Origin of the sequence: Tropicimonas isoalkanivorans (assembly GCF_900112335.1) — a bacterium.
Lineage (GTDB): Bacteria > Pseudomonadota > Alphaproteobacteria > Rhodobacterales > Rhodobacteraceae > Tropicimonas > Tropicimonas isoalkanivorans.
Genome location: NZ_FOLG01000005.1, coordinates 133,275 through 159,185 on the forward strand (window position 1 = coordinate 133,275; position 25,911 = coordinate 159,185).

The 25,911-nt window shown below is 66.2% G+C and carries 26 protein-coding genes; 14 read left to right on the forward strand and 12 right to left on the reverse strand.

The window, feature by feature from the left end:
* Positions 1–38: 38 nt before the first annotated feature.
* Positions 39–731, forward strand: a complete 693-nt coding sequence (locus BM075_RS10840) for a metal-dependent hydrolase (protein WP_093360697.1) — start codon at positions 39–41, stop codon at positions 729–731.
* Between the two features lie 8 nt (positions 732–739).
* Here the strand turns inward: BM075_RS10840 and BM075_RS10845 are convergent, their stop codons facing one another.
* Complete coding sequence (locus BM075_RS10845; protein ID WP_093360698.1) at positions 740–1,189, reverse strand: nucleoside deaminase; 450 nt, start codon at positions 1,187–1,189, stop codon at positions 740–742.
* A gap of 62 nt (positions 1,190–1,251) precedes the next feature.
* Here BM075_RS10845 and BM075_RS10850 point away from each other — a divergent pair, with 62 nt between their 5' ends.
* Complete coding sequence (locus tag BM075_RS10850; protein WP_093360699.1) at positions 1,252–2,046, forward strand: pseudouridine synthase; 795 nt, start codon at positions 1,252–1,254, stop codon at positions 2,044–2,046.
* 81 nt (positions 2,047–2,127) lie between these two features.
* On the opposite strand, the gene BM075_RS10855 is transcribed toward BM075_RS10850, so the two are convergent.
* Positions 2,128–2,883, reverse strand: coding sequence for a hypothetical protein (locus BM075_RS10855; RefSeq protein ID WP_093360700.1), 756 nt, complete (start codon positions 2,881–2,883; stop codon positions 2,128–2,130).
* A complete protein-coding gene (locus BM075_RS10860) occupies positions 2,883–3,206 on the reverse strand; it encodes a 2Fe-2S iron-sulfur cluster-binding protein (RefSeq protein ID WP_093360701.1) in 324 nt (107 codons plus the stop codon). The genes BM075_RS10855 and BM075_RS10860 overlap by 1 nt, the downstream gene beginning before the upstream one ends.
* Before the next feature lie 123 nt (positions 3,207–3,329).
* On the opposite strand from BM075_RS10860, the gene BM075_RS10865 reads away from it, so the two are divergent.
* The 3 genes from BM075_RS10865 (at position 3,330) to BM075_RS10875 (ending at position 5,073) form a co-directional block, all read left to right on the forward strand.
* The gene (locus BM075_RS10865) at positions 3,330–3,722 is read left to right on the forward strand and encodes an OB-fold nucleic acid binding domain-containing protein (protein ID WP_093360702.1); all 393 of its coding nucleotides are present in this window, start codon (positions 3,330–3,332) and stop codon (positions 3,720–3,722) included.
* A 66-nt stretch (positions 3,723–3,788) separates the two neighbouring features.
* Positions 3,789–4,286, forward strand: a complete 498-nt coding sequence (locus tag BM075_RS10870) for a peptidoglycan-binding domain-containing protein (protein ID WP_245758818.1) — start codon at positions 3,789–3,791, stop codon at positions 4,284–4,286.
* Between the two features lie 244 nt (positions 4,287–4,530).
* Positions 4,531–5,073, forward strand: coding sequence for a hypothetical protein (locus BM075_RS10875; RefSeq protein ID WP_093360704.1), 543 nt, complete (start codon positions 4,531–4,533; stop codon positions 5,071–5,073).
* An 88-nt stretch (positions 5,074–5,161) separates the two neighbouring features.
* On the opposite strand, the gene BM075_RS10880 is transcribed toward BM075_RS10875, so the two are convergent.
* From BM075_RS10880 to rpiA, 6 genes are all read right to left on the reverse strand, one after another.
* Complete coding sequence (locus BM075_RS10880) at positions 5,162–6,655, reverse strand: DegQ family serine endoprotease (protein ID WP_093360705.1); 1,494 nt, start codon at positions 6,653–6,655, stop codon at positions 5,162–5,164.
* A gap of 388 nt (positions 6,656–7,043) precedes the next feature.
* The gene (locus BM075_RS10885; protein WP_093360706.1) at positions 7,044–7,238 is read right to left on the reverse strand and encodes a DUF2065 family protein; all 195 of its coding nucleotides are present in this window, start codon (positions 7,236–7,238) and stop codon (positions 7,044–7,046) included.
* The gene (hflC, locus tag BM075_RS10890; protein WP_093360707.1) at positions 7,238–8,464 is read right to left on the reverse strand and encodes a protease modulator HflC; all 1,227 of its coding nucleotides are present in this window, start codon (positions 8,462–8,464) and stop codon (positions 7,238–7,240) included. Before hflC ends, BM075_RS10885 begins: the two co-directional genes overlap by 1 nt.
* A gap of 1 nt (position 8,465) precedes the next feature.
* Entirely contained in the window at positions 8,466–9,611 is a 1,146-nt protein-coding gene (hflK, locus tag BM075_RS10895) for an FtsH protease activity modulator HflK (RefSeq protein WP_093360708.1), read from the reverse strand.
* Between the two features lie 88 nt (positions 9,612–9,699).
* Positions 9,700–11,058, reverse strand: a complete 1,359-nt coding sequence (gene gor, locus BM075_RS10900) for a glutathione-disulfide reductase (RefSeq protein WP_093360709.1) — start codon at positions 11,056–11,058, stop codon at positions 9,700–9,702.
* Positions 11,059–11,087: 29 nt separating this feature from the next.
* Complete coding sequence (gene rpiA, locus BM075_RS10905; protein ID WP_093360710.1) at positions 11,088–11,876, reverse strand: ribose-5-phosphate isomerase RpiA; 789 nt, start codon at positions 11,874–11,876, stop codon at positions 11,088–11,090.
* Between the two features lie 244 nt (positions 11,877–12,120).
* Here rpiA and BM075_RS10910 point away from each other — a divergent pair, with 244 nt between their 5' ends.
* On the forward strand, positions 12,121–13,494 hold the full coding sequence (locus tag BM075_RS10910) for an L-serine ammonia-lyase (protein ID WP_093360711.1): 1,374 nt from the start codon (positions 12,121–12,123) through the stop codon (positions 13,492–13,494).
* 168 nt (positions 13,495–13,662) lie between these two features.
* Here the strand turns inward: BM075_RS10910 and BM075_RS10915 are convergent, their stop codons facing one another.
* Positions 13,663–14,343, reverse strand: a complete 681-nt coding sequence (locus BM075_RS10915; RefSeq protein WP_093360712.1) for a thiamine diphosphokinase — start codon at positions 14,341–14,343, stop codon at positions 13,663–13,665.
* A gap of 146 nt (positions 14,344–14,489) precedes the next feature.
* Here BM075_RS10915 and BM075_RS10935 point away from each other — a divergent pair, with 146 nt between their 5' ends.
* A complete protein-coding gene (locus BM075_RS10935) occupies positions 14,490–18,428 on the forward strand; it encodes a hypothetical protein (RefSeq protein WP_143089860.1) in 3,939 nt (1,312 codons plus the stop codon).
* Positions 18,429–18,870: 442 nt separating this feature from the next.
* Here BM075_RS10935 and BM075_RS10940 read toward each other — a convergent pair whose 3' ends face one another.
* The gene (locus BM075_RS10940; protein ID WP_093360717.1) at positions 18,871–19,146 is read right to left on the reverse strand and encodes a DUF2842 domain-containing protein; all 276 of its coding nucleotides are present in this window, start codon (positions 19,144–19,146) and stop codon (positions 18,871–18,873) included.
* A gap of 10 nt (positions 19,147–19,156) precedes the next feature.
* On the reverse strand, positions 19,157–20,449 hold the full coding sequence (locus BM075_RS10945) for an adenylosuccinate synthase (RefSeq protein ID WP_093360718.1): 1,293 nt from the start codon (positions 20,447–20,449) through the stop codon (positions 19,157–19,159).
* Positions 20,450–20,619: 170 nt separating this feature from the next.
* Here BM075_RS10945 and secG point away from each other — a divergent pair, with 170 nt between their 5' ends.
* The 7 genes from secG (at position 20,620) to BM075_RS10980 (ending at position 25,885) form a co-directional block, all read left to right on the forward strand.
* Positions 20,620–20,979: a preprotein translocase subunit SecG gene (secG, locus tag BM075_RS10950; protein WP_093360719.1), complete on the forward strand. Its 360-nt coding sequence runs from the start codon at positions 20,620–20,622 to the stop codon at positions 20,977–20,979.
* Between the two features lie 197 nt (positions 20,980–21,176).
* Positions 21,177–22,820, forward strand: coding sequence for a CTP synthase (locus BM075_RS10955; protein ID WP_093360720.1), 1,644 nt, complete (start codon positions 21,177–21,179; stop codon positions 22,818–22,820).
* A gap of 118 nt (positions 22,821–22,938) precedes the next feature.
* Entirely contained in the window at positions 22,939–23,244 is a 306-nt protein-coding gene (locus BM075_RS10960) for a DUF1330 domain-containing protein (RefSeq protein ID WP_093360721.1), read from the forward strand.
* A gap of 42 nt (positions 23,245–23,286) precedes the next feature.
* On the forward strand, positions 23,287–23,748 hold the full coding sequence (locus BM075_RS10965) for a tellurite resistance TerB family protein (protein WP_177208314.1): 462 nt from the start codon (positions 23,287–23,289) through the stop codon (positions 23,746–23,748).
* 57 nt (positions 23,749–23,805) lie between these two features.
* Positions 23,806–24,246 (forward strand): tellurite resistance TerB family protein, encoded by a 441-nt coding sequence (locus tag BM075_RS10970; protein WP_093360815.1) that lies wholly within the window; start codon positions 23,806–23,808, stop codon positions 24,244–24,246.
* A gap of 1 nt (position 24,247) precedes the next feature.
* Entirely contained in the window at positions 24,248–24,997 is a 750-nt protein-coding gene (locus BM075_RS10975; protein WP_093360723.1) for a phosphate/phosphite/phosphonate ABC transporter substrate-binding protein, read from the forward strand.
* A gap of 108 nt (positions 24,998–25,105) precedes the next feature.
* On the forward strand, positions 25,106–25,885 hold the full coding sequence (locus BM075_RS10980; protein ID WP_143089861.1) for an ABC transporter ATP-binding protein: 780 nt from the start codon (positions 25,106–25,108) through the stop codon (positions 25,883–25,885).
* The last annotated feature ends 26 nt before the right edge of the window (positions 25,886–25,911 follow it).

Below are 25,911 nucleotides of genomic sequence, written 5' to 3' on the forward strand. Positions count from 1 at the left end.
TTTCCCCGGGAAATGACGCGCAGATCGGGGAGAATCAAATGAAGATCACGTGGCTCGGCCATTCCGGCTTCCGCATCGAAATCGCAGATCAGGTCTTGCTGGTCGATCCGTGGCTCACTGGCAATCCCGCCTTTCCCGAAGACCGCCGTGACGAGGCGGTGACGGGGGCGACGCACATTCTGCTGACCCATGGCCACGGGGATCATTCGGGCGACACGGTGGCGCTCGCTTCGGACCTTGGCATTCCCGTCGTCGGCATCTTCGACCTCATGTCCTACTGGGCCGAGCAGCGGGACCTGGAGACCATCGGCTTCAACAAGGGCGGCACGGTGCGGCTCGGCGATGTCGAGGTGACCATGGTGAACGCGGTACATTCCTCGTCCATCAGCACCGATCACGGGCCGCTCTACTGTGGCGCGGAGGCCGGGTTCATGATCGCGGGCGAGGGCCATACGATCTATATCTCGGGCGACACCGACGTGATCGCCGACATGGGTGTGTTCAACGATCTCCATTCGCCGGATATCGGCATCCTTTGCGCCGGCGGCCATTTCACGATGGACATGAAGCGCGCCGCCTATGCCGCGAAGACGTTCTTCGACTTCAAGGTCGTGATTCCCTGCCATTACAAGACGTTCCCGGTGCTGGAGCAATCGGCGGACGCACTGGTCGAGGCACTGCCGGGCGTGGACGTTAAGGCGCCGGAGGTTCTGGAGACGATCGAGATCTGAGCCCCCGCTCAACGCCGTTCGGCAAAGAAGCCTTTCAACAGCCGCTCCGCCTCCGCGGCGCCGATTCCGTCGTAGACCTCCGGAACGTGGTGGGCCTGCGGGTGGCAGTATATCCGCGGCCCGCGCTCCACGCCGCCGGACTTGGGATCGGACGCGCCATAGTAGAGGCGCGCGATGCGGGCGGCGGAGATGATGGCCGCGCAGGCCGGGCACGGCTCTAGGGTGACGTAGAGTGAGTGGCCCGGAAGCCGCTCCGACCCGGCGGCAGCGCAGGCCGCCCGGATCGCCAGCACCTCGGCGTGCGCGGAAGGATCGCACAGCTCCCGCGTCCGGTTGCCGGCCCGCGCCACCACACGGCCACTCGGATCGACCACCACCGCACCCACCGGCACCTCGCCGCGCAGGGCGGCGGCGCGGGCCTCGGCAAGGGCTGTCTCCATGTGGCTGTTGAAGGTCATGGGTCTCCCCTGCCCCGCGCGGGCGGGCTTGTCCAGTCCGCTGCGGCAGCGTATCGGGGGCCATGACAGAGACATCCCAACCCCGCAAGGACGGCGAGCGCATCGCCAAGGTGATCGCCCGCGCCGGCCGCGCGTCCCGGCGCGAGGCGGAGAAGCTGATCGAGGCCGGCCGCGTAGCGGTGAACGGCAAGGTGATCGCGAGCCCCGCGCTCAATGTCACCCCGGCGGATCGGATCACCGTGGACGGCACCCCCCTTGCCGAGGCCGAGCCGCCGCGCCTGTGGCTCTACCACAAGCCCGCTGGCCTCGTGACGACGATGAAGGACGAGAAGGGTCGCCCCACCGTTTTCGATGCCCTCCCCGACGACATGCCGCGCGTTGTCTCGGTGGGCCGGTTGGACCTCAACTCCGAGGGGCTGCTGCTGCTGACCAACGACGGCGCGATCAAGCGGCGGCTGGAGCTGCCGTCGACGGGCTGGGTGCGCAAGTACCGGGTCCGGATGAAGGGCGCGCCGCAAGACGCCACGTTTGAGCCATTGCGCAAGGGGCTTGAGATCGAGGGCGAGCGGTTCCAGCCGATGCAGGTGACACTCGACCGCCAGCAAGGCGCGAACGCCTGGGCGACGGTTGCGCTGCGCGAGGGCCGCAACCGCGAGATCCGCCGCGCAATGGAGGCCGTGGGGATGGCAGTCAACCGCCTGATCCGCGTGAGCTATGGCCCGTTTCAGCTGGGCGACTTGAAACAGGGAGCGGTCGAGGAGATCAAGGGCCGGGTCTTGAGGGACCAGCTCGGCCTCGACAAGGACTTCCAGCCTGCGGCTGAAGAGAAAAAACGCCCCAAACGCCGCCGCCGCTAAACGACCTCCAGTCTGTAATATCACTGCCGGCTGCGCCACGATTTTTCGGCCTGAAAATCGCCTGCGCGGGTGGAGTGCGCACTATCGGCAGGTCAGCGCGTCTTGAAATGCGCCCGGACCGGCCGGACCCAAATCGCGGGCGATGAGCTGGCCGCCCCGCAGGCGGACTGCCAGGACCCGCGACCAGTCTGCCGAGGCGAGGACCATTTCCGGCCCGGTGTCACACGTCCGCAAACCGCCTGAAATCTCGCGCTCCCCGATCCTGTGGTTGGTGAACCCGTCCGCTGCCGCCACCTGCACCAGCTGCCCGTCCCGGTAGCGCCACACCCGCAGCACCTTTGCCAGGTGCGGCCGGTCAATGTAGGCGAGTTCGACCCAGCCGTCGCCGTCCAGATCCGCCGCGCCGACTGGCGCCAGCCAGCGGTGGCGCCGCCCGATGAAGGGCGTCCCCACCACGCGTCCGTCCGAAAGATCGAAGACCGCCAGTTGCGCCCCATGTTGCGCGTCGGAGATCACCAGAACGATCTCCGGCGGCCCGTCCCCGTCGAGGTGCACGACCCGCGGCGCGATATCCTCGATGATCCGCCCGGCCGGCATCGCCAGCACGACCGCGTCGTCCGTATGGCCGAGCCGCTCCTGCCCCACCGGCCCCAGAACGACCCGCAACCTGTTCCACTCCGGCGTGCCGCCAAGCACGTCATGTCCGTAGGAGGGACGCGTGGGCGAATGGCGCTCGAAGCAGGCCCGCTTCACCCAGTTGCCGTCCCCCGGCGCGCACGCATCGGCCACTGCCTCTGTCGCCATCAGCGCCAGCAGACAGAGTGCCGCGCGCCACATCAGATCTGCTTTTCGGGCAACTGAACGATCAGCCCATCCATCCCATCGGTGACCTTGATCTGGCAGGTCAGGCGCGAGAAGCCCGGCTTCGTCTCGTAGGCGAAGTCCAGCATGTCTTCTTCCATCGGCTCGACCGACGGCAGGCGATCCACCCACTCGGGATCGATATAGGCATGGCACGTGGAACAGGCACAGGCGCCGCCGCAATCTGCGTCGATTCCCGGCACGCCGTTGTCGCGCGCCCCTTCCATCACGGTCAGGCCGCTGGGCACATCCACGACATGTTGCTTCCCCGAATGCTCGACATAGGTGATCTTTGGCACGGAACCGGTCCTTCTTATTGCAGTCCGCTGGCGGTTGTACGCCGCTGACATAGGCGATCCGTCGCGACAATGCCAGCAATCGGACAACTGGACAGGGTGGGCGCGTGTTCCGTATATGTTCTTATGCACACCCCAACTGCCCCCCTTCCCCCACCCGGCCGCTGGCCTCGCCCGCCCGCTGCCATCCCCGCCGCCGAGCTTGACCAGCCGCCGGATGGCGCGCGCGTCACCGTGGCCGGTCTGGTGCTGGTGCGCCAACGCCCCGGCACCGCAAAGGGCGTGATCTTCCTTACGCTGGAGGACGAGACGGGAACCTGCAACGTCGTGGTCTGGGCGAAGCTCTACGAACGCTACCGGCGGGCGGTAATCGCGGGGCGGCTGCTGCGCGTCACCGGGCGCCTGCAGCGCGAACAATCGGTGGTGCATGTGGTTGCGGAGCACATCGAGGATATCTCCCCCATGCTGGATACCCTGCTCCACCCGGACTTCGATCCACTGGCGCCTGTGGCCCGCTAAGGCCCGCCACGGAAGGTCTTGCTCCTGCGCCAGAGCACGATAGCCTGCCGCGCGAACGCTTCGCCCATGCCGACACGCCACCACCCCATGCACGCGCCTCAACACCTCCTGATCCTCGCCACCGCTCTGGCGGCGGCCTGCGGGCAGACCGGGCCGGCGGACGTTCCACGCCTCCACCCCCTGACGACCATCGACACGCGCGGCGCGGACGGCCCCCCAGACGCAGCTCCCGGCACCTGCTGGGGCCGGGACGAAACGCCCGCAGTGCTGGAAACCGCGACGGAAGCCGCCGCTCCGCAGACCATCACCCGCCAGAGGATCGGGGAGCCACGGCGTGAGATCTGGTTCGAAACGCCCTGCCCCCAGGACCTGACGCCGGATACGCTCGCGTCCCTGCAGCGGGCACTGGCCGCGCGCGGGCTCTATGACGGCGCCGTCACAGGCGATCTCGACTCGTCCACGCGCATGGCCATTCGCCGGTTCCAGCGCCCATACGGCCTCGACAGCGATGTGCTCTCACTGGAAGCCGCCCGCCGCCTGGGCCTGGCAGCGGTCGCCCCTTAGGCACGATCCCGGCCGCCCGTCAGGGGAACCGCCAGCCAACTCCGTGCCGGTGCCGCCCCGTTAAGACCCGCAGCCCGTCACGGCAACCAGACTCCCAAAAGAGTGTTGTTCAAAAACGCACACGTAAGAGGTCATTTTCAGTTCATTGATGATTTCTCGCACATGGCCATTTTCTCTTTCACACACGGCGCAAGACGCCAAAGAGAAAACGAAAGTCCTTGGAACTTTCTGGAAAGGTTAAGAAATGAAACGCTTTGCTCTCACCACCGCCATCGTTCTCGGCCTTGCGGCCCCCGCTCTGGCAAACGAGCAACTGGCCAACAATGCGGGCGTCGAGCCCGGGGTCTATTCCACCAGCGAACTCGTGCAGATCATCGACGCGCAACGGCACGGCAACTGGTCCCGCGTCCACGCTGTCGAGAACCGCACAGCCGCTGCCTACGACGATAACGATCGGACCTCTGCCGGCCATCTTCAACTGGCGCGTTCGGCTGGCGTGAGCCCTTCGGACTACGCGACGTCCGACGTCGTCAAGCTTCGTTCGGCCCGTGCCAACGGCGACTACAGCACTGCCCGGTTCATCGAGACGTCGTCCGACGACAGCGTTGCCGGCTCGACCATGTCTTCGAAAGGTGCACGCCAATCCCAGGGCCACGTGCAACTGGCGCGCTCGCTCGGCGTAAACCCGGCGGACTTCACGACCAACGAACTGGCCCTGCTCCGTGCCGCGGTCGAGGACAACAACCAGTCCCGCATCGACCTCATCCTGGCCCGGGCGGGCTCGTGATCGAGGCCGACATGGCTTAGGCTCAATATGAAAGGGCGCCGGTGATCTCCACCGGCGCCCCTTTTCCGACACGGTTGATCAGGTGCCGTTATTCTTCGACGTTCAACGCAACGAAGCGCGGCTCGCCGGCACGACGGATCAGCATCAGGATCGACTTCCGACCCGCGTCCCGCGCCTCGGAAATGCGGTCTTCCAGATCCTCGACGGTCGCCACTTCGGCCTGCCCGGCCTGGGTAATGACATCACCGGACCGAAGGCCCTTCTCAAACGCTTCGCTGGCCTCGTCGACTTCCTTGACGACCAAACCGGTGGCGCCGTCGCCAAGGTTCATCTGTTCGGCCAGGTCCGGCGTCACGGCGGTCACGGTCAAGCCGAGGATGTCGGCGTCCTGAGGCTCTTCGGCGTCCTTCTGGATCGTCGCCGGAACGGCGCCTTCGGCAACTTCACGGCGGCCGAGCGTCACGAGCAGCGTTTCCGTTTTGCCATCGCGGAATACGGTCATACGCACCGACTTGCCGACCTCGGAATTGCCAACCTGCCGAACGAGGCTGCGCGTGTCTTCGACTTCCGTACCGTCGAAGCTCAGGATCACGTCACCGGACTGGACTCCGGCTTCCTCCGCCGGGCCCTCGGGCACATCGGTCACCAGCGCGCCACGTGCCTCCTCCATGCCGATGGCATCGGCAACATCGTCGGTCACGTCCTGGATGCGCACACCAAGCCAGCCGCGACGCGTTTCACCGTATTCCTTGAGCTGGCCGATCACGTTCTGGGCCACCCGGCTCGACATGGCGAAGCCGATACCGATGGAGCCGCCGTTGGGCGACAGGATCGCGGTGTTGATACCGATAACCTGGCCGTCCATGTTGAACAGCGGGCCGCCGGAATTGCCGCGGTTGATGGCGGCGTCGGTCTGGATGTAGTCGTCGTAGCTGCCCGACAGAGCCCGCCCGCGGGCGGACACGATCCCGGCCGAGATCGAGAAGCCCTGGCCTAGCGGGTTGCCCATCGCGAGAACCCAGTCGCCCACCTTGGACTCATCGGAGTTGCCCCACGGAACGAAGGGGAGGGGTTCGTCGGACTCGACCTTCAGCAGGGCAAGGTCCGTGTTCGGGTCGGTTCCGACCACCTCCGCAACCAGCTCTTCGCCAGAGTAGAACTCGATGGTGATCTCGTCGGCCTTTTCAATCACGTGGTTGTTCGTGACGATGAAGCCGTCCTCGGAGATCACGAACCCCGAGCCGAGCGCCGAAGACCGGCGCGGACGCTGCGGCGCCTCGCCTGGGCCGTTGCGCTCCATGAAGTCACGGAAGAAGTCCTCGAACGGCGAGCCCTCGGGCACGATCGGCCCCTCGCCGTGCGGATCGCCCACCGTGGCAACCATGGTCGAGGTGGTGATGTTCACGACGGCCGGGCTGACCTTCTCAGCCAGGTCGGAAAAACTCTCTGGCGCAGCACGGGCGTGAGCGCCGAGCGTCTGGGCGATCAACATCGCCAATCCAAGCAGGGCCGCCGCAGCGACGCGGTGAAGAGACGCCCGCCGATGGTCCTGATAAGGAAGGGAAATTGCTTGCGAAGTCACTCGATATTCCTTCTTTTCCTGGTGACCCGCCCCGGTAATGGGCGGCTTGCACAGAGCGGCGCAGGGGGCGCTCCTCCTGGCGCATAAATTTCTAGATCGGGAACGGAACAGCAACTCAAAGTCCCGTCGCGATCCGTCACGAGCGTGTGACGCGGTGCGTGATCGAAACTTCGGCGCCGTTACGCCCCCCGGTACAGGTCAAGTGTCTCAGTGTGCGGACGCGTGCGCAAGGGTAAGCTAATGGGGCGGCTGCACGTCTACTGCCCCGCCTTCGCGGGCTCGCGCCGCACGGCACAGTGGCACGATAGGTTTGAACGGTAAGTGAATGGATACCGGTCCCGTGCGGGCTCCGCAACGGAAGCAGGCATGTCGCGGGGTCGGTGGCCGGTCAGGCGCCCAGCATCGCGGCAAGCCAAAGGAGTATGGCGCCCGTGGTGACCGCCAGCCCCCCCAGAAGTCGCCGTGTTTCCACCGGAAATTCCTCAAGCAGCCTCAGGATGTCCTCGAGCCGCGAAGGGGCCAGCACAAGTACCAGCCCCTCCAGAATGCATACCAGCCCGAGCGCCAGGATAAGCATCGCCATCACTCGGTCACGGGCGCAGTCTGGTCGCTGGTGGCCGGCGGCTGCGACGCCGCCTGTGCACCCGTTTCGCCCGACGCATCTGTGCCGGACCTGGCGTCCGTTGCGTCCGTCGTCTCAGCGGGTGCCGCAGCCTCCGCTGGATCGGACGGCGCGGCGCTTGCCGGCTCATCGGCGGTCGCCGCACCAGTCGACTCAGAAGACACGTCCGCCGATGCAGGGTCTGCCGGTTCGGACGGATCAGCCATGTCCGAAGCTCCCATGTCTTCATTCGACGCGGAACCCTCGGTGGACTCGGGGCTGCTCTGGGTGTCCGGCACGCCGGCGGCACTCGGCACCAGCGCCGTCCCGGACCCGAGCGCTCCGCCGAAGTACTCGAAGAACTCGCTATCCGGCGCGATGACGAGCGAAGAGTTTTCCCCCTTCAGCGCAGCTTCGTAGGCCGAAAGCGACCGGAAGAAGGCGAAGAAGTTGGGGTCCGCCCCGAAGGCGTCTGCGTAGATCGTGGTACGTGTGGCGTCAGCCTCACCACGGACGATCTCGGCTTCCTTGCGGGCGTCGGAAACAAGCTCCACAACCGTCCGGTCGGCCTGGGCGCGAACCCGCTGCGCGGCCTCGTTACCGCGGGCGATCTCGTCCGCCGCTTCCCGCTCCCGCTCCGCGCGCATCCGCTCGAAGGTGGCGTTCAGGTTCTGCTCCGGCAGGTTGGTCTGCTTGAGCCGCACGTCCACCACATCAAGCCCCAGCGACAGCGCCTCAGCGCGGCTCTGGTCACGGATGCGGTTCATCAAGATGCGACGATCTTCGGAGAGGATCGTGTCGGATGTCACCTGATCGGCACCCAGAACTTCACGGATCTGCGCATTCAGGATGCCCGACAACCGGCTTTCGGCTTGCGGCAGCCCGCCGCCTCCGACGGCCTGACGGAACCGAACCACGTCAGCGATCCGGTACCGGGCGAAGGCGTCGACCACGAGTCGGCGGTCATCCGACGGCGTTACCTCGATCGTGTCCGTATCGAGCGCCAGGATCCGGTCGTCATACCGCACCACTTCCTGAATCAGCGGCACTTTAAAGGCGAGCCCCGGCTCTTCCTTGACCCGCTTGATCTGACCGAACTGTAGGACAAGCGCCTTCTCGCGTTCGTCGACGATGAAGATCGAACTCATCAGAAGGACCAGAGCGATGACGGCCGCGATCAGCGGCACAACGTAGGATGGCCTGTTCATCTCAGTTCGCCTCCTGCTGCGTGTCGCCGGAGCGGCGCAGTTCGTTCAGGGGCAGATAGGGAACAACGCCCTGCCCGCCCCCGGTGTCCTCGATGATGACCTTGTCAACATCGCCCAGCACCTTTTCCATCGTTTCGAGGTAGAGCCGCTTGCGCGTGACTTCCGGCGCTTTGCGGTATTCTTCCAGAACCGCGCTGAATCGACTGGCGGAACCCTCGGCCTCGTTCACGACGCGGGCGCGATACCCCTCGGCTTCTTCCAGCACCTGCGCAGCCTCACCGCGCGCACCGGCGAGAACCCGGTTGGCATAGGCGTCAGCCTGCCGTTCCAGCCGGTCGCGTTCCTGTTCGGCGGCCTGCACTTCGCGGAAGGCGTCGATCACCTCGCGCGGCGGGTCGGCCTTGTCCAAGTTGACGCGAACGATGTTGATGCCGCTGTTGTAGGTGTCCAGCGTGCCCTGGATGGATGCCTTCACCCCCTCGGCAATGACCCCCCGGTCACGGTTCAGGATCGGCGCCAGGTCGGAGGCCGCGATAATCTCGCGCATGGCGGATTCAGACACAGCGCGAACGGTGTCGCGCCCATCGCGCAGGTTGAACAGAAACTTGGCCGGATCGGAGATATTCCACACCACCTGGAAGTCGATATCCACGATGTTCGCATCGGTCGTCAGCATCAGCCCGGCATCGCCGTCGCGGGAAGAGAAGGCCTCGCCGATGTCTTCGGTGCGTTCGGTGGTGGTCGCGATGACCTCCTTGCTTACCAGCGGCCACCAGGCGAAATGCGGTCCGTCGTCGGTGGTCCGGTAGTAGCTGCCAAGAAACAGCTCCACGCCCTGCTCTTCCGGCTTGACGGTGTAGAACGACACCCAGAGCCACAGAAGGATCAGAACCCCGCCGCCGATCAGAAACGTGCTGCGGTTAAACTGGAAGCCTCCGCCCCCCGGCCGGCCGGGTTCCTTTGGGCCGCCGCGCCCGCCCATGAGCACCCGGAGCTGCTCCTGACCCTTCTTTACGATTTCGTCGATTTCGGGAATCTGGCCGCCGCCCTCGCCCGGGCGTCTCCCGCCCCCGCCGCGATTGCCGCCGCCCTGCTGGCCGCCGCCTCCGGAGCCACCGCCCCAGGGTCCGCCGCTGTTTCCTGCCATCTAGTTCCCTTCCCTATCGCGTCTCGTCGGTCGGTCCCTCTGCCACATGGTTACGCCGCCGCGCAATTCAAGCGAGCCGGCGGCCAGCTCAGGCCGTGCGGACCGGTGTTTTCAGGGTCACCAGTTCCTCCGACATCGTCGGATGAACGGCAACGGTTCTGTCGAAATCCTCTTTGGTGGCACCCATTTTTACGGCCACCCCGGCAAGCTGGATCATCTCGCCGGCCTTGTCGGAAACTATATGCACGCCAAGCACCTTGCGCGTCTCCTGGCTGACGATCAGCTTCATCAGCACCCGGTCGTCCCGCCCGATGAAGGCCTTGTGCATCGGCCGGAAGCTGGTGGCATAGACGTCGATCGGCTCCTGCTCCCGGGCATCCTCCTCGCTCAGCCCGACGCTGCCGTATTCCGGCTGCGTGAACACGGCCGACGGGATCAGCGCGTGATCCACCGGAGTCGGGTTGCCCTTGAAGACCGTCTCCACGAAGGCCATGCCCTCCCGAATGGCGACCGGCGTGAGCTGCACCCGATTGGTCACGTCGCCAATGGCGTAGATGGAGGGGACCGCCGTCTGGCTGTAGTCGTCCACGACGACCTCGCCCCGCCGTCCGAGCTCCACTCCGACGTCCTCCAGCCCGAGACCCGCCGTATTGGGGGTGCGCCCGGTGGCGAACAGGACCTGGTCGAAGGTGAAAGTATCGCCCGTCGTGGAGCGCACTTCGATCCCGTCGTCCGTCTTTTCGAGGGAGAGGATATTGGTGCCGCAATGGATTCCGATGCCGTGGCGCTGCATGTGCTCCGCGATGTGCCCGCGCGCCTCGCCATCGAAGCCGCGCAGAATCTGCGCGCCGCGGTAGAACTGGGTCACGTCCGTTCCCAGCCCATTGAAGATGCAGGCCATCTCGCACGCGATGTAGCCGCCGCCGACAACGAGCAGCCGCCGTGGCAGCTCGTCCAGGTGAAAGACGTCGTTGGAACTGATCGCCAGCTCGATATTCTCGAACTCCGGCATCGACGGCCGCCCGCCGGCGGCAATGAGGATGTGCTTGGCCGTCTTGGTGGAGCCGTCCGCCAGCCGCACGGTATGGGCGTCGGCAACCGTCGCCCGCTGTGCAAAGATCGTGACGCCGGACCCTTCCAACAGGCTGTTGTAGACTCCCTCCAGCCGGTCCAGTTCCGTCTCCAGCCGGGTCCGAAACTTTGGCCAGTCGAACCCGCCGATGCGCACGTCCCAGCCGTAATCAGCCGCCTCGTGCATCCCTTCGGCATACTCGGATGCAAAGACCATCAACTTCTTGGGCACGCAGCCGCGGATTACGCAGGTGCCGCCCATCCGGCTCTCTTCAGCCAGCCCCACGCGAGCCCCCGCCTCCCCGGCCGCCACACGCGCGGCGCGCACGCCGCCGGACCCGCCACCGATAACGAAGAGATCGAAATCGAAATCCATCAGCTGCCCTTCGTTTGCACGGCCAACGATCAGTCCGTTTTTTCAGCGAAGATGTTGTCGCTGTCGAGCACATCGAGATGTTCCCGCGCCACCGTACCGGCCGTCAGATCCCGCACTTCGACCGACCCGTCGGAGCGACCGATCACGACCGCGTCGCAGATGTCGATGAAGAGGCCGTTCTCCACCACGCCGGGGATCTGGTTCAGCACCAGGGCCACTTGCCGGGCATTCCCGATCCGTTTCAGGTGCAGGTCGATGATGTAATTACCTTCGTCCGTCACGTAAGGCACGTCGTCGTTCATCCGCAGCGTGGTCTCGCGGTTCAGCACGTCCATGTTGACGAGCGTCTCCTCGATCAGCGCCTTGGTGGTCTGCCAGCCGAAGGGGATCGTCTCGACCGGCAGCGGGAAGGCGCCGAGCGTCCGCACTTCCTTCTCCACATCGGCGATCACGACCATGCGGTCGGAGGCGGTTGCCACGATCTTTTCCTGCAGCAGAGCTCCGCCACCGCCCTTGATGAGGTTGAGCGTTTCGTCGAACTCATCGGCCCCGTCGATGGTGATGTCGAGCCACTTCACCTCGTCGAGGGTGGAGACCGGAATCCCGAGCTGGCGGGCGAGATCCGCCGTGCGGGTCGAGGTCGGCACACCGACGATCTCCAGACCCTCGTCGCGGATCCGCTCGCCCAGGCGCCGCACCATCCACGCGGCGGTGGAGCCCGTTCCCAACCCGACCCGCATTCCGCTCTCGACGAAGTCGCACGAGCGGCGGGCGGCGATGTACTTTGCACGGTCGATGGGCGAAAGTTCTGGTGACATACGGCATACTCCACGGTTCGGGGGCGGTTATAGTTCAAGGACTTTCCGGCTGCGAGGGCTTTCTCACCAGCCCGAAAGGGGCGCTGGAATACCTCGGCGACCCGCTGCAGAGTGGAACGGCGGCGCGGAAGCTGGCGCCGCACCTCCGGCACCGGAAAGCGCGGGTTTCTGACCGGATCTGTCGCGAACGAGCGATCCGCCCGCCCTCTCGGCCGGTAGTCCGAGTATACAGACCGGAGGTTCGATGTTTCTGAGCGTCTTCGACATCTTCAAGATCGGCATCGGCCCGTCGTCCTCCCATACGATGGGACCGATGGTGGCGGCGGCACGGTTCCTGGACCTGTTGCGTGGCTCCCGCTTTCATGCCCACGGGCTGCGCGCCCGGCTGCATGGATCACTCGCCTTCACCGGCGTCGGCCACGCGACGGACCGAGCGGTGATCCTCGGCTTCGACGGGTTCGAGCCGGAAAGCTACGAGGCGGACGCGGCGGAGGCGGCGCTGGAACGGATCCGCGCGGAGCATAAGGTGACGCCGGACGGCCTCGGCACGCTCGCCTTCGACCCGGAGCAGGATCTGGTCTTCGACTATGGTGCGCCGTTGCCCGGCCACAGCAACGGCCTTGTCCTGATGGCCACGGACGCGCAAGGGGACGTGATCCTGCAGGAGACGTATTATTCCGTCGGCGGCGGCTTCGTGGCGACGGAAGCGGAGTTGAGCGACGACGCCCCTTCGGCCCCGCAGCACCCCCTGCCGTACCCCTTCAACAGCGCGGCTGCGCTGCTCGAAACGACCCGCGCGACCGGAAAGACCATTGCCGAGATCCAGCGGGCGAACGAGTTGGTCCACCGCTCCGCCGCGGAGATCGACCGTGGGATCGACCGCCTGTGGCATGTCATGGCCGAGTGCATTGATCGCGGGCTGGAAACGACCGGCACCCTGCCCGGCGGCCTCAATGTGCGGCGACGGGCGCCGGGGCTCTACGCGGCGCTGCAGAACGAGCGCGGACTGAACCTCGGCCCGCCGCATACCGTGAACGACTGGATCAGCGCCTATGCAATGGCCGTCAACGAGGAGAACGCCGCCGGCGGGCAAGTGGTGACCGCTCCCACCAACGGCGCGTCTGGGGTCGTTCCCGCGGTAATCCGGTACTGGCTGGACCAGGTTCCCAGCGCCACCCGTGCCCGCCTACCCGATCTGTTCCTGACCGCCGCTGCCATTGGCGGACTGATCAAGACCAACGCCTCGATCTCCGGGGCCGAGGCTGGCTGCCAGGCGGAGGTCGGCAGCGCGTCTGCCATGGCGGCGGCGGGACTGGCATCGGTGATGGGCGGCACGCCCGCGCAGGTGGAGAACGCCGCCGAGATCGCGCTGGAGCACCACCTGGGCATGACCTGCGACCCGGTCAAGGGGCTCGTGCAGGTGCCCTGCATCGAACGCAACGGTCTCGGGGCCATCAAGGCGATCAGCGCGGCCTCCCTCTCCCTGCGCGGTGACGGCCACCACCTGGTGCCGCTCGACGCCTGCATCGAAACGCTCCGCCAGACCGGGCATGACATGTCGGAGAAGTACAAGGAGACATCGCTGGGCGGTCTCGCGGTCAACGTTCCGAACTGCTGAGGCCGGACGCCGTCCGAAGCGGGTGCCCTCCCGCCCGGCCCTGACCCATCGAAGATGGGCCATGCCCAGTTGGGCCACGCCGCGCGCTCCGCGCGCGGCGGTTGCGCCCAAACGGAGCCTTCAAAATGAGTGCAAAACCGGTCAGACACTGCGCCGGCGCGCCAGGATTCAGGCGTCGGGCTTCAGGGCGGCCAGGACAGCTCCCAGCGCGGCTCTTGGAAGGATGATCAGCATTCCGGGCGCAAAGAATGTTAGCTCGACCCTACCCGAATGGCTCTCCGCCACGCGGTTCGATGTTCCGATGACACCCCCCGGCGCCATCTTCAACCCATCGATGGGCCAATGCAGACCCCGCGACGTGCCCTCAACGGGAGCGAGCGGAAAGAGCGACACACGGGACCCTGGAGCAAGCTCCAGCGCGATCTCAGGCGGGGCAGCCAGAACGACATCGTGGGCACCAATCAGCACACAACGCCGCTCCGCCCGCCGGACCAGCACGTTGAAATTCGCAAGCTGGTGGTCGACGCGGCGCCCCATAAAGCCCACCCCCAGGACGAAGGGCGCCGCCACCGAGCGCAGGGCCTTGTCGAAATCGGTGGAGTGCTGGTCGGCGATGGGGTGGAAACGGTCAGCGGGAATGTGATCCCGGATCTCCGCCTCCAGCGAGTCCATATCGCCCAGAACGGCCTGTGGACTAAGGCCCGCCCGCACCACGGGCGCGGCCCCGCCGTCGGCGGCGACAAGAACGGGCGCATGGCGCAGCGCAACCTCCAGATCGTCCGCCCCGACATCGCCGCCACCCACGAGCGTTATGGCGTCCACCGCGCGGACAATGATAGGCTCATTCACGCCACTGTTCCCTTTTTCACAGGAAGACCACAATTCCGCCCGGAAATGATACCTAAAATTTTTAATTGTCGTTCCCGTGAGGGAACCAGTGCGCCCAAGACGCAAGGCCCCGCGAAGGCAGGATAAGTAAGAGAAGCGAGACGACGATGTTAGGTTCCAACAAGATTCTGACGGTGTCCTACGGGACCTTCTCGTGCACGCTGGAAGGGTTCGAAGATTCTTTCGGCACGATGAAGGCCGTCGCGGAGTATTTCCGGGACCTCGCAGCAGAAGATCGCTACTTCGGCGCGGAACCGCCGACGCCGGATGCCGAGATGCTGCAACGCATCGTGGAAAAGGAGATCCAGCGCCGGGTCGAGGCGCGGGTTGGCGCGAACGGCGTGCGACTGCACGCAATGGAAGAACCTGCCGCGGAGCCCGTCTCACCTGCGCCGCAGGAGCCGCAAGCCACATCGTACGAACCGCCAGCCGCCGAACAGCCTGTCGCGACGCCTGCGCCAGAATCCATGGACGAACCCGAGGCCGTTGCCGAAGCCCCGGAGCCGCAGGCCGATGCCGTCCAGCCAGGCGAGGCCGAAGCGCCGGCGGAGAGCATTGCCGCGAAGTTGGCGCGCATCCGCGCCGCCGTTGCGCTCTCCTACCCGGAGGAAGCGCCCGAGATTCCTTCTGCGCCCAGGGAAAGCACCCCTGCAGATGCGGCGCTCGCGATCCTCGACGAAGAGCAGGGCCCGATGGATTGGCAGCCGGAAGCGGAACCCGAGGTTGCGCAAGAGGCTGAGGCGGAAGCACCCATTGCCGATGTAGAGCCGGACGTCGAACCCGAGGCTGCGCAGATCTGGACTGAAACTTCGGATGAAACCGAGGTGGAGACCCCATCTGCCGACTTGGAACCCGAGGGCGAGTTCGAAGCCAAACAACTTGTAGAAGAAGTCGAAGCGGAAGCGCCCACGACCGAAGTCGAGCCGGAAGTTGAGCCCGAGGCCGCCGAAGCCATCGCTGAGGTCATGGAAGAGGCCGAGGAACAAGCACCCACAGCCGAGGTGGAGCCGGAAGCCGATGTGGCGGAGGCGATGCCTGAGGCTACGGAAGAGGCCGCGGCAGTCGCGCCCCAAGCCGAAGTCGCGGCGGAGGCCGAGCAGGGCTGGACCGAGGGTCCGCAAGAGGTCGAAGCGGAAGCGGCCTTGGCCGACCTCGAGCCTGAAGCCGGGCGGCAAGTCGCACAGGCTTGGGCCGAAGCTTCCGAAAAAACCGAGGTCAAGACGCCATTTGCCGACGCGGAACCTGAGGCCGCGTTCGACTCCGCCCCTGAGTTGCCCGAGCGCATGGAAGTGGCGGAGGCCGAAGCGCCTTTGGTCGACGCAGAATTGCAGGCGGAGCCCGACGTTACGGACGCTTTGCCTGAAGTCGTAGAAGAGGCCGAAGCGCAAGCGCCCGTGGCCGACGTGGAGCCGGAAGCGGAGCCTGAGGTTTCGGAGGATCATCCCGAGGACGTGGCAGCGGTTGAGGTGACAGAGGTCGAGGCGGAAGCGCCCTTGGCTGACGTCGAGCCCGAGCTTGCCGCAGCCCTGCCCGAAGACCTGGCGGAGATGGAAGAAGCGCCCGCGGCTGACGTTGAGCCGGAAGCCGAGCCCGAGGCGGTGCAGGCCGGGTTCGAGACCGAAGAAGACACCGACGCAGAAGCGCTATTGGCCACATCCGAGCCAGAGGCAGAGCCTGAGGTTTTGGAAGCGCACGTCGAGGAGGCGGCAGAAGACGAAGGTGTTGCCCCGCTGGCCGAAATGGAGCCGGAGCACGAAGCCGCGCAGGCCGTGCAGGAAATCGAAGCGGAAGCGCCTTCGGTCGAAGTCGAGCCGGAGGCCGAACCTGAGGTAACCGACGCCCTGTTCGAGGATGTGGCGGAGGCCGACGCGGAGCCGGAATCCGAGCCGGAAGTTGCCGAGGTCTGGACCGAGACTGGGGACGACGTCGAAGCGGAAGCTGCGCTTGGCGAAGCCGAGCCCGAGGCGGCCCACGTGTGGACCGAGGCTGTCGACGAGGTCGAGGAGGAAGCGGCTTTCGCTGAGGCGGAGCCGGAAACGGCCGAGGCGGCGGAGTTCGTTTCGGAGCCCGAATCCCTCATCTCCGATACGGACGAGGAGGCGGGCGAGAGCGACCAGCCGGAGGCGGCCGAGTCGCTTGAGGAACCCCAAGGCATTGACTGGGCGGAAGTCTTTGCAGGAATCAGCGCCGGGCAGGATGCCGCTGAGGCTCGGCTGCTGGCTGAAGAGATGGCCAGCGAAGAGGAAGAAGCCACGGTCGAGGCCGAGTTCCTGTCCAGCGAAGACACCTTCGCGGAGCAGGAGGCGGACGTTTCGGCCTCCGACAGCGAAATTGCCACTGCCGAGACCGTCGTCGAAACGCCGGAAATCGCGACCGTCGAAACGGAAGTGCTGAGCGAAGAGTCCGAGCCTGCCTCGGCGGAGGCGGAGGCCGAGGCGCCTGTTGCCGAGGATGCCACCGTCGCGCCAGCCGAAGAGCCGGTGGTACGCCGCCGTCATTCGTTGATCGCCTCCCTCAGGGCGGCGCTGTTGGGCGGGCATCGCACCGAGGCGGACGACGAGCACGGCCCCGCCCCCGCCACGTCGGATGAGGCGGCCACCGATGCCATCGAGGAGCCCTCCGACAACGTGGCGGCTGCGACGAGCCTGGTCGCCGACGAGACGGATGACCGCTTGACCGCGCAGGACGGCGACGACGGCCCGCACCTGTTGCACGCGCATCCCGACGACGACGAGGATTTCGATGAGGGCGCACGAAACATAAGCGTGGAATTCGTCGAGGTATCGGAGGTCGTGGAAGTCACCACCGTGGAGGTCCACGGCGAGGACGAGACCGAAGAACTCGTCACTGAAGCCACCGTCGAAACCGAGGAAACGGTCGCCCTGATGCTCAGCGACTCCGATCGGGTCGCGGAATCGGAGCCGGCCTCGGTGGACGAGACGGCCGAGCAACCGGTCCAGGTCGAAGAGGTGGACCACCTTGCGGTCGCGGTTGCGGAACTTGCGCGGCAGAGCCAGCAAAGCTCCCGTGCGGAAGCGGCAGCGGAGCGCCGCGCCAAGGCTCTCGATCAGAACGGCGAGGAGAGCAGCAAGATCGAGCGGCTCATGGACGAGGCGAACTCCAAGCTGGAGGGCGCGGAACTGCGCCGTCGCCGGTCCGCGATCGAACACCTCAAGGCCGCGGTGGCCGCCACCAAGGCAGAGGGCCCGGCGAGCCGGAATTCCGAAGCAGAAGAGGCGGAACCCTATCGCAAGGACCTTGCCGAAGTGGTTCGTCCGCACAAGTCGGAGGACGGTGAGGACTCCGAGCTGCGTCCCTCGACCCGCCCGTCAACGCGCCCGAAGACACGTCCGTTCACGCGGCCGCTGACACGCCCGCGGACTCGTCCGGTCGAAGTGACCACGGACCGCGCGGAGGTGCCCGAAGCCGAGGCTACGCCTCAGCGCCCGGTCGAGCCTGCCGAGCGCACCGGCCCGGTGCGTCCGCGCCGTCCGGTCAGCGACCGGCCGGCCGCGGCCTCTGCCGAGATCCGCGAACGGCGGCGGCTGGCGCCGCTGATGCTGGTGTCCGAACAGCGGGTCGACACCCCGGAAGCGGCAAAGCCGTCCGAGAGCCGCCCAACGACGCCGGTTCGCCCGCGCCGCGTGAGCGCCAACCGGGAGGACGAGACCCCCGCTCAGGAGCCTGCCACACTGTCGGGCGAACGGCCTCTTTCGGCGCGCAGCAAGGAGGCCGAGGACCATCTGGCCGAAAGCACGACCTTTGACGAATTTGCCGAGCGCATGGGCGCGGCCGGTCTGGAGGAGCTTCTGGAATGCGCCGCCGCCTACACCTCGTACGTCGAGGGACGCCCGCATTTCTCGCATCCGCAGATCATGAACGTTGTGCGCCAGTTGGACGGGCAGGAAGAACTCCGCCGCGAGGACAGCCTGCGGACCTTTGGTCAACTGCTGCGCCAGGGCAAGATTCAGAAACTCGACCGTGGCCAGTTCACTCTTTCTCAAAGCTCTCGATATAAACCGGACGAGCGCAGGGCAGTTCTCTGACCGGTCCCGCGCAATCGGTCGTAATGAGTTCGGGGCGGGTCTTCTAATACCGGCAGGCTCCTGCCCCTGTTCTCAAAGCCGGAACGGCCGGCAGTTCGCCGTGACCGTACCGCTCCAGTGGACCAAATTTCGCTCAAGAACGCGGGCAGCTCCCAGGAGCTGCCCGCACCCTTTTCGGGCTCGCGTCTGGTGAAGATCCAAGCGTTTTCCGGCGAGCGCACGCAGAACTGCGTCCGCGCCAATTCGTGACTGGGGTCATTGCATTGGGCGCATTACCAGATTGCGGACGGCCGTTTTACTTGGGGAGATTCCGGCCCGTCGTGCACGCAGTCAGACTCCGATCAGAATCCGTGCACCCGACACCCCGAAACGACCAAGGCGAGCCTGTCGAACCTATCGCGATAAATGCTCCGCCCCGTAGGTCAACCTGTCGCCCGCGCGCTCAGCCTTCGCTGCGATCGGAGGGAGCACCCCGCCGATCCTCGGGCGTGGTTAACGCGGCGTCCTCCGTTGGGGCCGCCTTGCCCACGCCGCGGAAGACGAAGCGGAACGGCAGGGCCCAGGCAATCCCGAGAATGATGTAAACCAGCAGTTCCACCAGGACCGATGGCCGGTCGAGCCAGCTCAGCACCACCCAGGCCACCACGATATAGGCAGGCAGGCCCACCAACAGGATGACGAGCGACCAGCGCCGGCGGGCCTTGTAGCTGAGCGCCATCGCCGCGCCCTCAGTCCGCGAAGGGGTCGGTGACGAGAATCGTGTCATCCCGCTCGGGCGACGTCGACAGCAGCGCCACCGGGCATTCGATCAGCTCCTCGATCCGGCGGACGTACTTGACCGCCGCTCCGGGAAGGTCCGCCCAGCTGCGCGCGCCCGCCGTGCTCTCGCTCCACCCCTCCATGGTCTCGTAGACCGGGGTCACGCGGGCCTGTTGGTCCGCTGCGGTCGGAAGGTAGTCCAGCTTTTCACCGTCGAGCTCGTAGCCGGTGCAGATCTTCAGCTCCTCCAGTCCGTCCAGCACGTCCATCTTGGTCAGCGCGATGCCGTTCACGCCCGAGAGCGCGCAGGTCTGCCGCACCAGCACCGCGTCGAACCAACCGCAGCGGCGGGAGCGGCCGGTGACCGTCCCCTTCTCGTGACCCACCCGTGCAAGATGTTCGCCCACCTCGTCGAACAACTCGCAGGGGAACGGCCCCTCGCCGACACGGGTGGTGTAGGCCTTCACGATCCCCAGAACGAAATCGATGGAGCCCGGCCCCATGCCGGTGCCCGCGGCGGCGGACCCGGAGATGGTGGTGGAGGAGGTCACGAACGGATATGTGCCGAAATCCACGTCCAGCAGGCTGCCCTGCGCGCCCTCGAACAGGATGCGCTTGCCCGCCCTGCGGGCGATGTTCATCTCTCGCCAGACGGGTTTGGCATAGGGCAGCACCTTCGGCGCCACCTCCCGCAGACCGGCGAGCAGCGCGTCGGCGTCCACCGGCGGCAGGCCCAGCCCCTTGCGCAAGGCGTCGTGGTGGACGAGCAGCCGGCCGATGCGGGTCTGCAGCGTCGCCTCGTCGGCCAGGTCGGCCACCCGGATAACCCGCCGTCCCACCTTGTCCTCGTAGGCCGGGCCGATCCCGCGCCCCGTTGTGCCGATCTTGGCCACCGAATTCTGCGCCTCGCGCCCGCGATCCAGTTCGCCATGCAGCGGCAGGATGAGCGGCGTGTTCTCGGCGATCATCAGGTTGTCGGGCGAGATTTCCACGCCCTGCCCGCGCAGCTTCTCGATCTCCTCGACCAGCGCCCAGGGGTCGAGCACCACGCCGTTGCCGATCACGCTGATCTTGCCGCCGCGAACGATACCGGAGGGCAGCAGCGACAGCTTGAACACCTTGCCCTCGATCACCAGCGTATGGCCCGCGTTGTGCCCGCCCTGGAAGCGCGCGATGACGTCGGCGCGCTCCGAGAGCCAATCGACGATCTTGCCCTTCCCTTCGTCGCCCCACTGGGCGCCGACCACGACGACATTGGCCATTTCGCTCTCCTCGGCTGGCTGAAAAACCCGCGCCGGTATAGCGGTCCGCGTCCGGGGCGCAAACCACTATTCTGACGCATGGGTCGGCGGCGGCATCTGCCTGTCCCGGGGGGTTGCGGGCCGAAGGGCTACCCTTTAGATACCGCGCATCCGAAGTCGAGGCTCCGCGCATGCAAAACGTCATCCTGATCGTCCACCTGATCCTGGCCCTGAGCCTGATCGGCATCGTGTTGCTGCAGCGCTCCGAAGGGGGTGGGCTCGGAATGGGCGGCGGCGGGGTCATGACCGGCCGCGCGGCAGCGACCGCCCTGGGCAAGATCACCTGGTTGCTGGCCATCGGCTTCATCGTCACGTCCATGACGCTGACAATCCTCGCCGCGGCGAATTCCGAGAATACCTCGGTCGTCGACAGGCTTACCTCGCAACCGGCGCCTGCGGAAACGTCTGAACCGGCGCCCGCGTCCGACGACAACCTGCTGCCCCCCGCACCGGAGGGAGACGCCCCGCTCGTGCCGCGGGCCGCCGAGTGAGGTGCGGCGGAGAAGCTACAAGGCCTTGCATATCCACAGGTTTCGACAACAGCATCTAGAGGTGCTGTTGCTTCATCGCGGCGAATCCTTTAGACTCTGAGTCCCGTGATGGTGCGTTCGCGAACGCACATCTGCTGCTGAAACAGCCGATTCCCCCGGTACGGGAATCCGCAAAATATCACGGGGGTCGGCCGCACATGGCACGGTTCATCTTCATCACCGGCGGCGTGGTGTCGTCCTTGGGCAAGGGGCTGGCGTCCGCCGCTCTTGGTGCGTTGTTGCAGGCGCGCGGGTTCTCCGTCCGGCTGCGCAAGCTTGATCCGTACCTGAACGTCGATCCCGGCACGATGAGCCCGTTCGAACACGGCGAGGTCTTCGTCACCGACGATGGCGCGGAAACCGACCTGGACCTCGGCCACTACGAGCGGTTCACCGGCGTGGCGGCGCGCAGCACCGACTCGGTCTCCTCCGGGCGCATCTATTCGAACGTGTTGGAAAAAGAGCGCCGCGGCGACTACCTCGGCAAGACGATCCAGGTGATTCCGCACGTCACGAACGAGATCAAGGACTTCATCGCCATCGGCGAGGACGAGGTCGATTTCATGCTCTGCGAGATCGGCGGCACCGTGGGCGACATTGAGGGCCTGCCGTTCTTCGAGGCGATCCGCCAGTTCGCGCAGGACAAGGCGCGCGGCCAGTGCATCTTCATGCACCTGACCCTGCTGCCCTTCATCAAGGCGTCCGGCGAGCTGAAGACCAAGCCCACGCAGCACTCGGTCAAGGAACTGCGCTCCATCGGCTTGGCGCCGGACCTGCTGGTCTGCCGCTCCGAGATGCCGATTCCGCAGAAGGAGCGCGACAAGCTGGCGCTGTTCTGCAACGTTCGCCCGGAGGCAGTGATCGCCGCGCAGGATCTGAAGTCGATTTACGACGCGCCACTTGCCTACCACCGCGAGGGCCTGGACCAGGCAGTGCTGGATGCGTTCAACATCAGCCCCGCGCCACGCCCGAACCTGGCCCGGTGGGAAGACGTCTCCGACCGCATTCACAACTCCGACGGCGAGGTCCGTGTGGCCATCGTCGGCAAGTACACGCAACTCGAAGACGCCTACAAATCCATCGCCGAGGCGCTGACCCATGGCGGCATGGCCAACCGTGTGAAGGTGCGGGCCGAGTGGATCGACGCCGAGATCTTCGAAAAGGAAGACCCGGTTCCGCATCTGGAGCCCTTCCACGCGATCATCGTTCCCGGCGGCTTCGGCGAGCGGGGCACCGAGGGCAAGATCCGCGCTGCGGAATTCGCCCGGACCCGAAAGGTGCCCTACCTGGGCATCTGTCTCGGGATGCAGATGGCGGTGATCGAAGCCGCGCGGCACCTGACCGAGCTGACCGACGCCGGCTCCGAGGAGTTCGACCACGAGGCCGGCAAGAAGCGGTTCACGCCGGTTGTCTATCACCTGAAGGAATGGGTGCAGGGCAACGCCAAGGTGGAGCGCAAGGTGGACGACGACAAGGGCGGCACGATGCGGCTTGGCTCCTACGATGCGGTGCTGACCCCCGGCAGCCGGGTCGCGGAAATATATGGCAGGACCGATATCGAGGAGCGCCACCGGCACCGCTACGAGGTCGACATCCGCTACAAGGACCTGCTGGAGCAGAAGGGGCTGAAATTCTCCGGCATGTCGCCGGACGGCCGCCTGCCCGAAATCGTCGAGGTGCCGGACCACCCCTGGTTCATCGGCGTCCAGTTCCACCCGGAGTTGAAGTCCAAGCCCTTCGCCCCGCACCCCCTGTTCCGCGACTTCATCCGCGCGGCCAAGGACAACAGCCGCCTCGTCTGACCGCGCCATCGGAGCAAACACCTTTCGCCTTGCCGCCGGGGAATGATCTCGGCGGCGGCCATAGCCTTTGCCAACGGCGCGCCTCGGGAGTAGCGTTTTATCGTTGGGGAGGAAGACGATGCTCAAGGGATACTGGGTCGCGCATGTCGACGTGAAGGATCAGGCGGCCTTCGAGGAATACAAGGCCGCCGCGGCGAAGCCTTTCGCCCGCTACGGCGCAAGGTTCCTCGTGCGGGCCGGGCAGTACGACGTCCGCGAGGGATCGCTGCATCCCCGTACCGTCGTGATCGAGTTTCCGACCTTCGCCGACGCGCTGGCCTGCTACGACGATCCTGACCACCTCGCCGCCAAGGCGATCCGCGATCCGATTGCCTCTGGCGACCTCGTGATCGTCGAAGGCTACAACGATCAGCGCGACGGTTAGTGGAGGCTTGATGGCGCCCCCGCTGTTGTGCATATGGGGCCGATGTTCACCGACCTTCTGAATCGCCTCTTTGCGTCCGACGAGACGCCGCTTCCCGAACTCGACGGCCGCCACGCGATGGCGGGCATGCTCGTTCGCATGGCCAAGCTCGACAACCTCTATGCGGTGGAGGAAATTCAGCGCATCGACCGGATCCTCGGCGCATCCTACGGGCTGAACCCGGTAGAAGCCGCGCGCCTGCGGGCCGAGGCCGAGAAGTTGGAGGCGCAGGCCCCCGAAGACGGCCGGTTTGCCACCGCGGTGCGGGACCGGCTGGACCGTGCCCACCGGGAAGCCGTTCTGGTGGCCATGTGGCGCATCGCCCTTGCCGACGGAACCGGCACGCAGACCGAGTTCGCCTATCTGGAGCGGGCGGCCGCGCGGCTCGGGCTGGACGGGGACGCGGCGGTTCGCGCCCGCATGGCGGCGGCCGGTGCCGAGCCGCTCGAGGACAGTGCCCCCTGACCCGCTACCGCGTGGTCCGTATTGGACGCCGTCCGCGAACGCGCCTATATCTCTGACATGTTTGCCGATCTCCTGCGCCGACTCACGGACCCGACACCGCAGACGCTGCCCGATCCGGACGCCCGACTGGCGCTGACGGCCCTTCTGGTGCGCGTTGCCCGCTCCGATGGCGACTATGCCGAGGCGGAGGTGGCCCGGATCGACCGGATCGTCGCCCACCGCTACAGCCTGTCTCCCTTCGAGGCCGCGCGTCTGCGTACGGAGGCCGAGACGCTGGAGGCTGAGGCGCCCGACACCGTGCGCTTCACCCGCGCGATCAAGGATGCGGTTCCCTACGAACACCGCACGGCCGTCGTGGAGGCGCTCTGGGCCGTTGTTCTCGCCGACGGCGTTCGGGACGACGAGGAGGATGCGCTGATCCGTCTCGTGGCCAACCTGCTCGGCATCAACGATCGGGACAGCGCGCTGGCGCGGCAGCGCGTCGAATCAAAGGACTGACATGTTCGCAGCCTTGCCGATGTACGATCACCCGGGCGTCCGGGTGGCGACGGACGCGTTCTGGGCAGAGGTGCGGGACCGCCTCAGGGCAACCGGCATAGCCGCGCCCGACAGCCTGACGCGGAGCGACGACCTGTTTGCCCAATGGCGCAGCCGGGACCTGTTGCTCGGCCAGGTCTGCGGCCTGCCATTCCGGACCGAGATGCATGAAAAGGTCACGCTGCTCGGCGCCATCGACTACGACCTGCCGGACACGCCGCCGGGATACTATCACTCGCATTTCGTCGCCCGGAAGAATGACGCCCGCGGGACGCTGGCGGAGTTCGAGGGCGCCCTGCTGGCCTTTAACGAGGCCGCCTCCCATTCCGGCTGGGCCACGGCGGCCTTCGCCCCGGTTCGGTTCCGCCTTGGCCCGGAGACCGGAAGTCACCGCGAAAGCGTCCGCGCTGTTGCCGAGGGCCGCGTGGACATCGCCGCGATCGACGCGATCAGCTGGCGCCTGCTCGCGGCCCATACCGACCTGACCGACGGCTTGAAGATCGTCGGCCGTAGCGCCGCCTCCCCCGGACAGGCGCTCATCACCGCGTTCCCGGAGGCGGCCCCTGCCTTGCGCGCCGCCATCGCCGAGGGAATCGCCCACCTCGCGCCGGAGCATCGCGCCGCCCTCGGCATGGCCGGACTCGTGGCGCTAACGCCGGAGGAATACCTCGCCGTTCCCAATCCGCCCACTCCGGAGGCATATGGCGCATGAGTACCCTGATTGGAGAGCGTCCCGCAGGGTCAATCTGCCTTTCCGCGTTGCATTTGCCTCCTAATTGCGCCCTACTCCGCCACTGACACCAACAACTGCGACCGACACGTGACCCAGACCCAACCGCCCGTCATCGAGATCCACGACCTGCACAAGGCCTATGGCGCACTCGAAGTCCTGAAGGGCGTGGACATGGTTGCCGAGAAAGGCGAGGTCGTGTCGCTCATCGGCTCCTCCGGCTCCGGCAAATCGACGCTCCTGCGCTGCGCAAACCTTTTGGAGGACAGCCAGCAGGGCGAGATCCGCTTCGAAGGGGAGCCGGTCAAGTGGCATGGCACGGGCATGTCCCGCCGCCCGGGCGACCGCAAGCAGCTTATCCGCATCCGCACGAACCTCTCCATGGTCTTCCAGCAGTTCAACCTCTGGGCGCATATGACCATCCTCGAAAACGTGGTCGAGGCGCCGATCACCGTGCTCAAGCGCAACCGGCACGAAGTGGAGGCGCTCGGCCGCGACCTGCTGGCCAAGGTCGGCATCGGCGACAAGTGCGACGCCTATCCCGCCCAGCTGTCCGGCGGCCAGCAACAGCGCGCGGCGATTGCCCGGGCGCTGGCGATGGAGCCGAAGGCGCTGCTGTTCGACGAGCCCACCTCCGCGCTCGACCCTGAGCTTGAGCAGGAGGTCGTGAAGGTCATCAAGCAACTGGCCCAGGAGGGCCGGACGATGCTTCTGGTGACCCACGACATGCGGCTCGCCGCCGACGTCTCGGACCACGTCGTCTTCCTCCACCGAGGGAAGATCGAGGAGGAGGGTCCGCCCGAAACGCTTTTCGGCAGTCCACAAACGGACCGCCTGCGACAGTTCCTGTCGCATTCGCAGGGCCACTGAAAGCCCTCAAAAAACACAAAAAACTC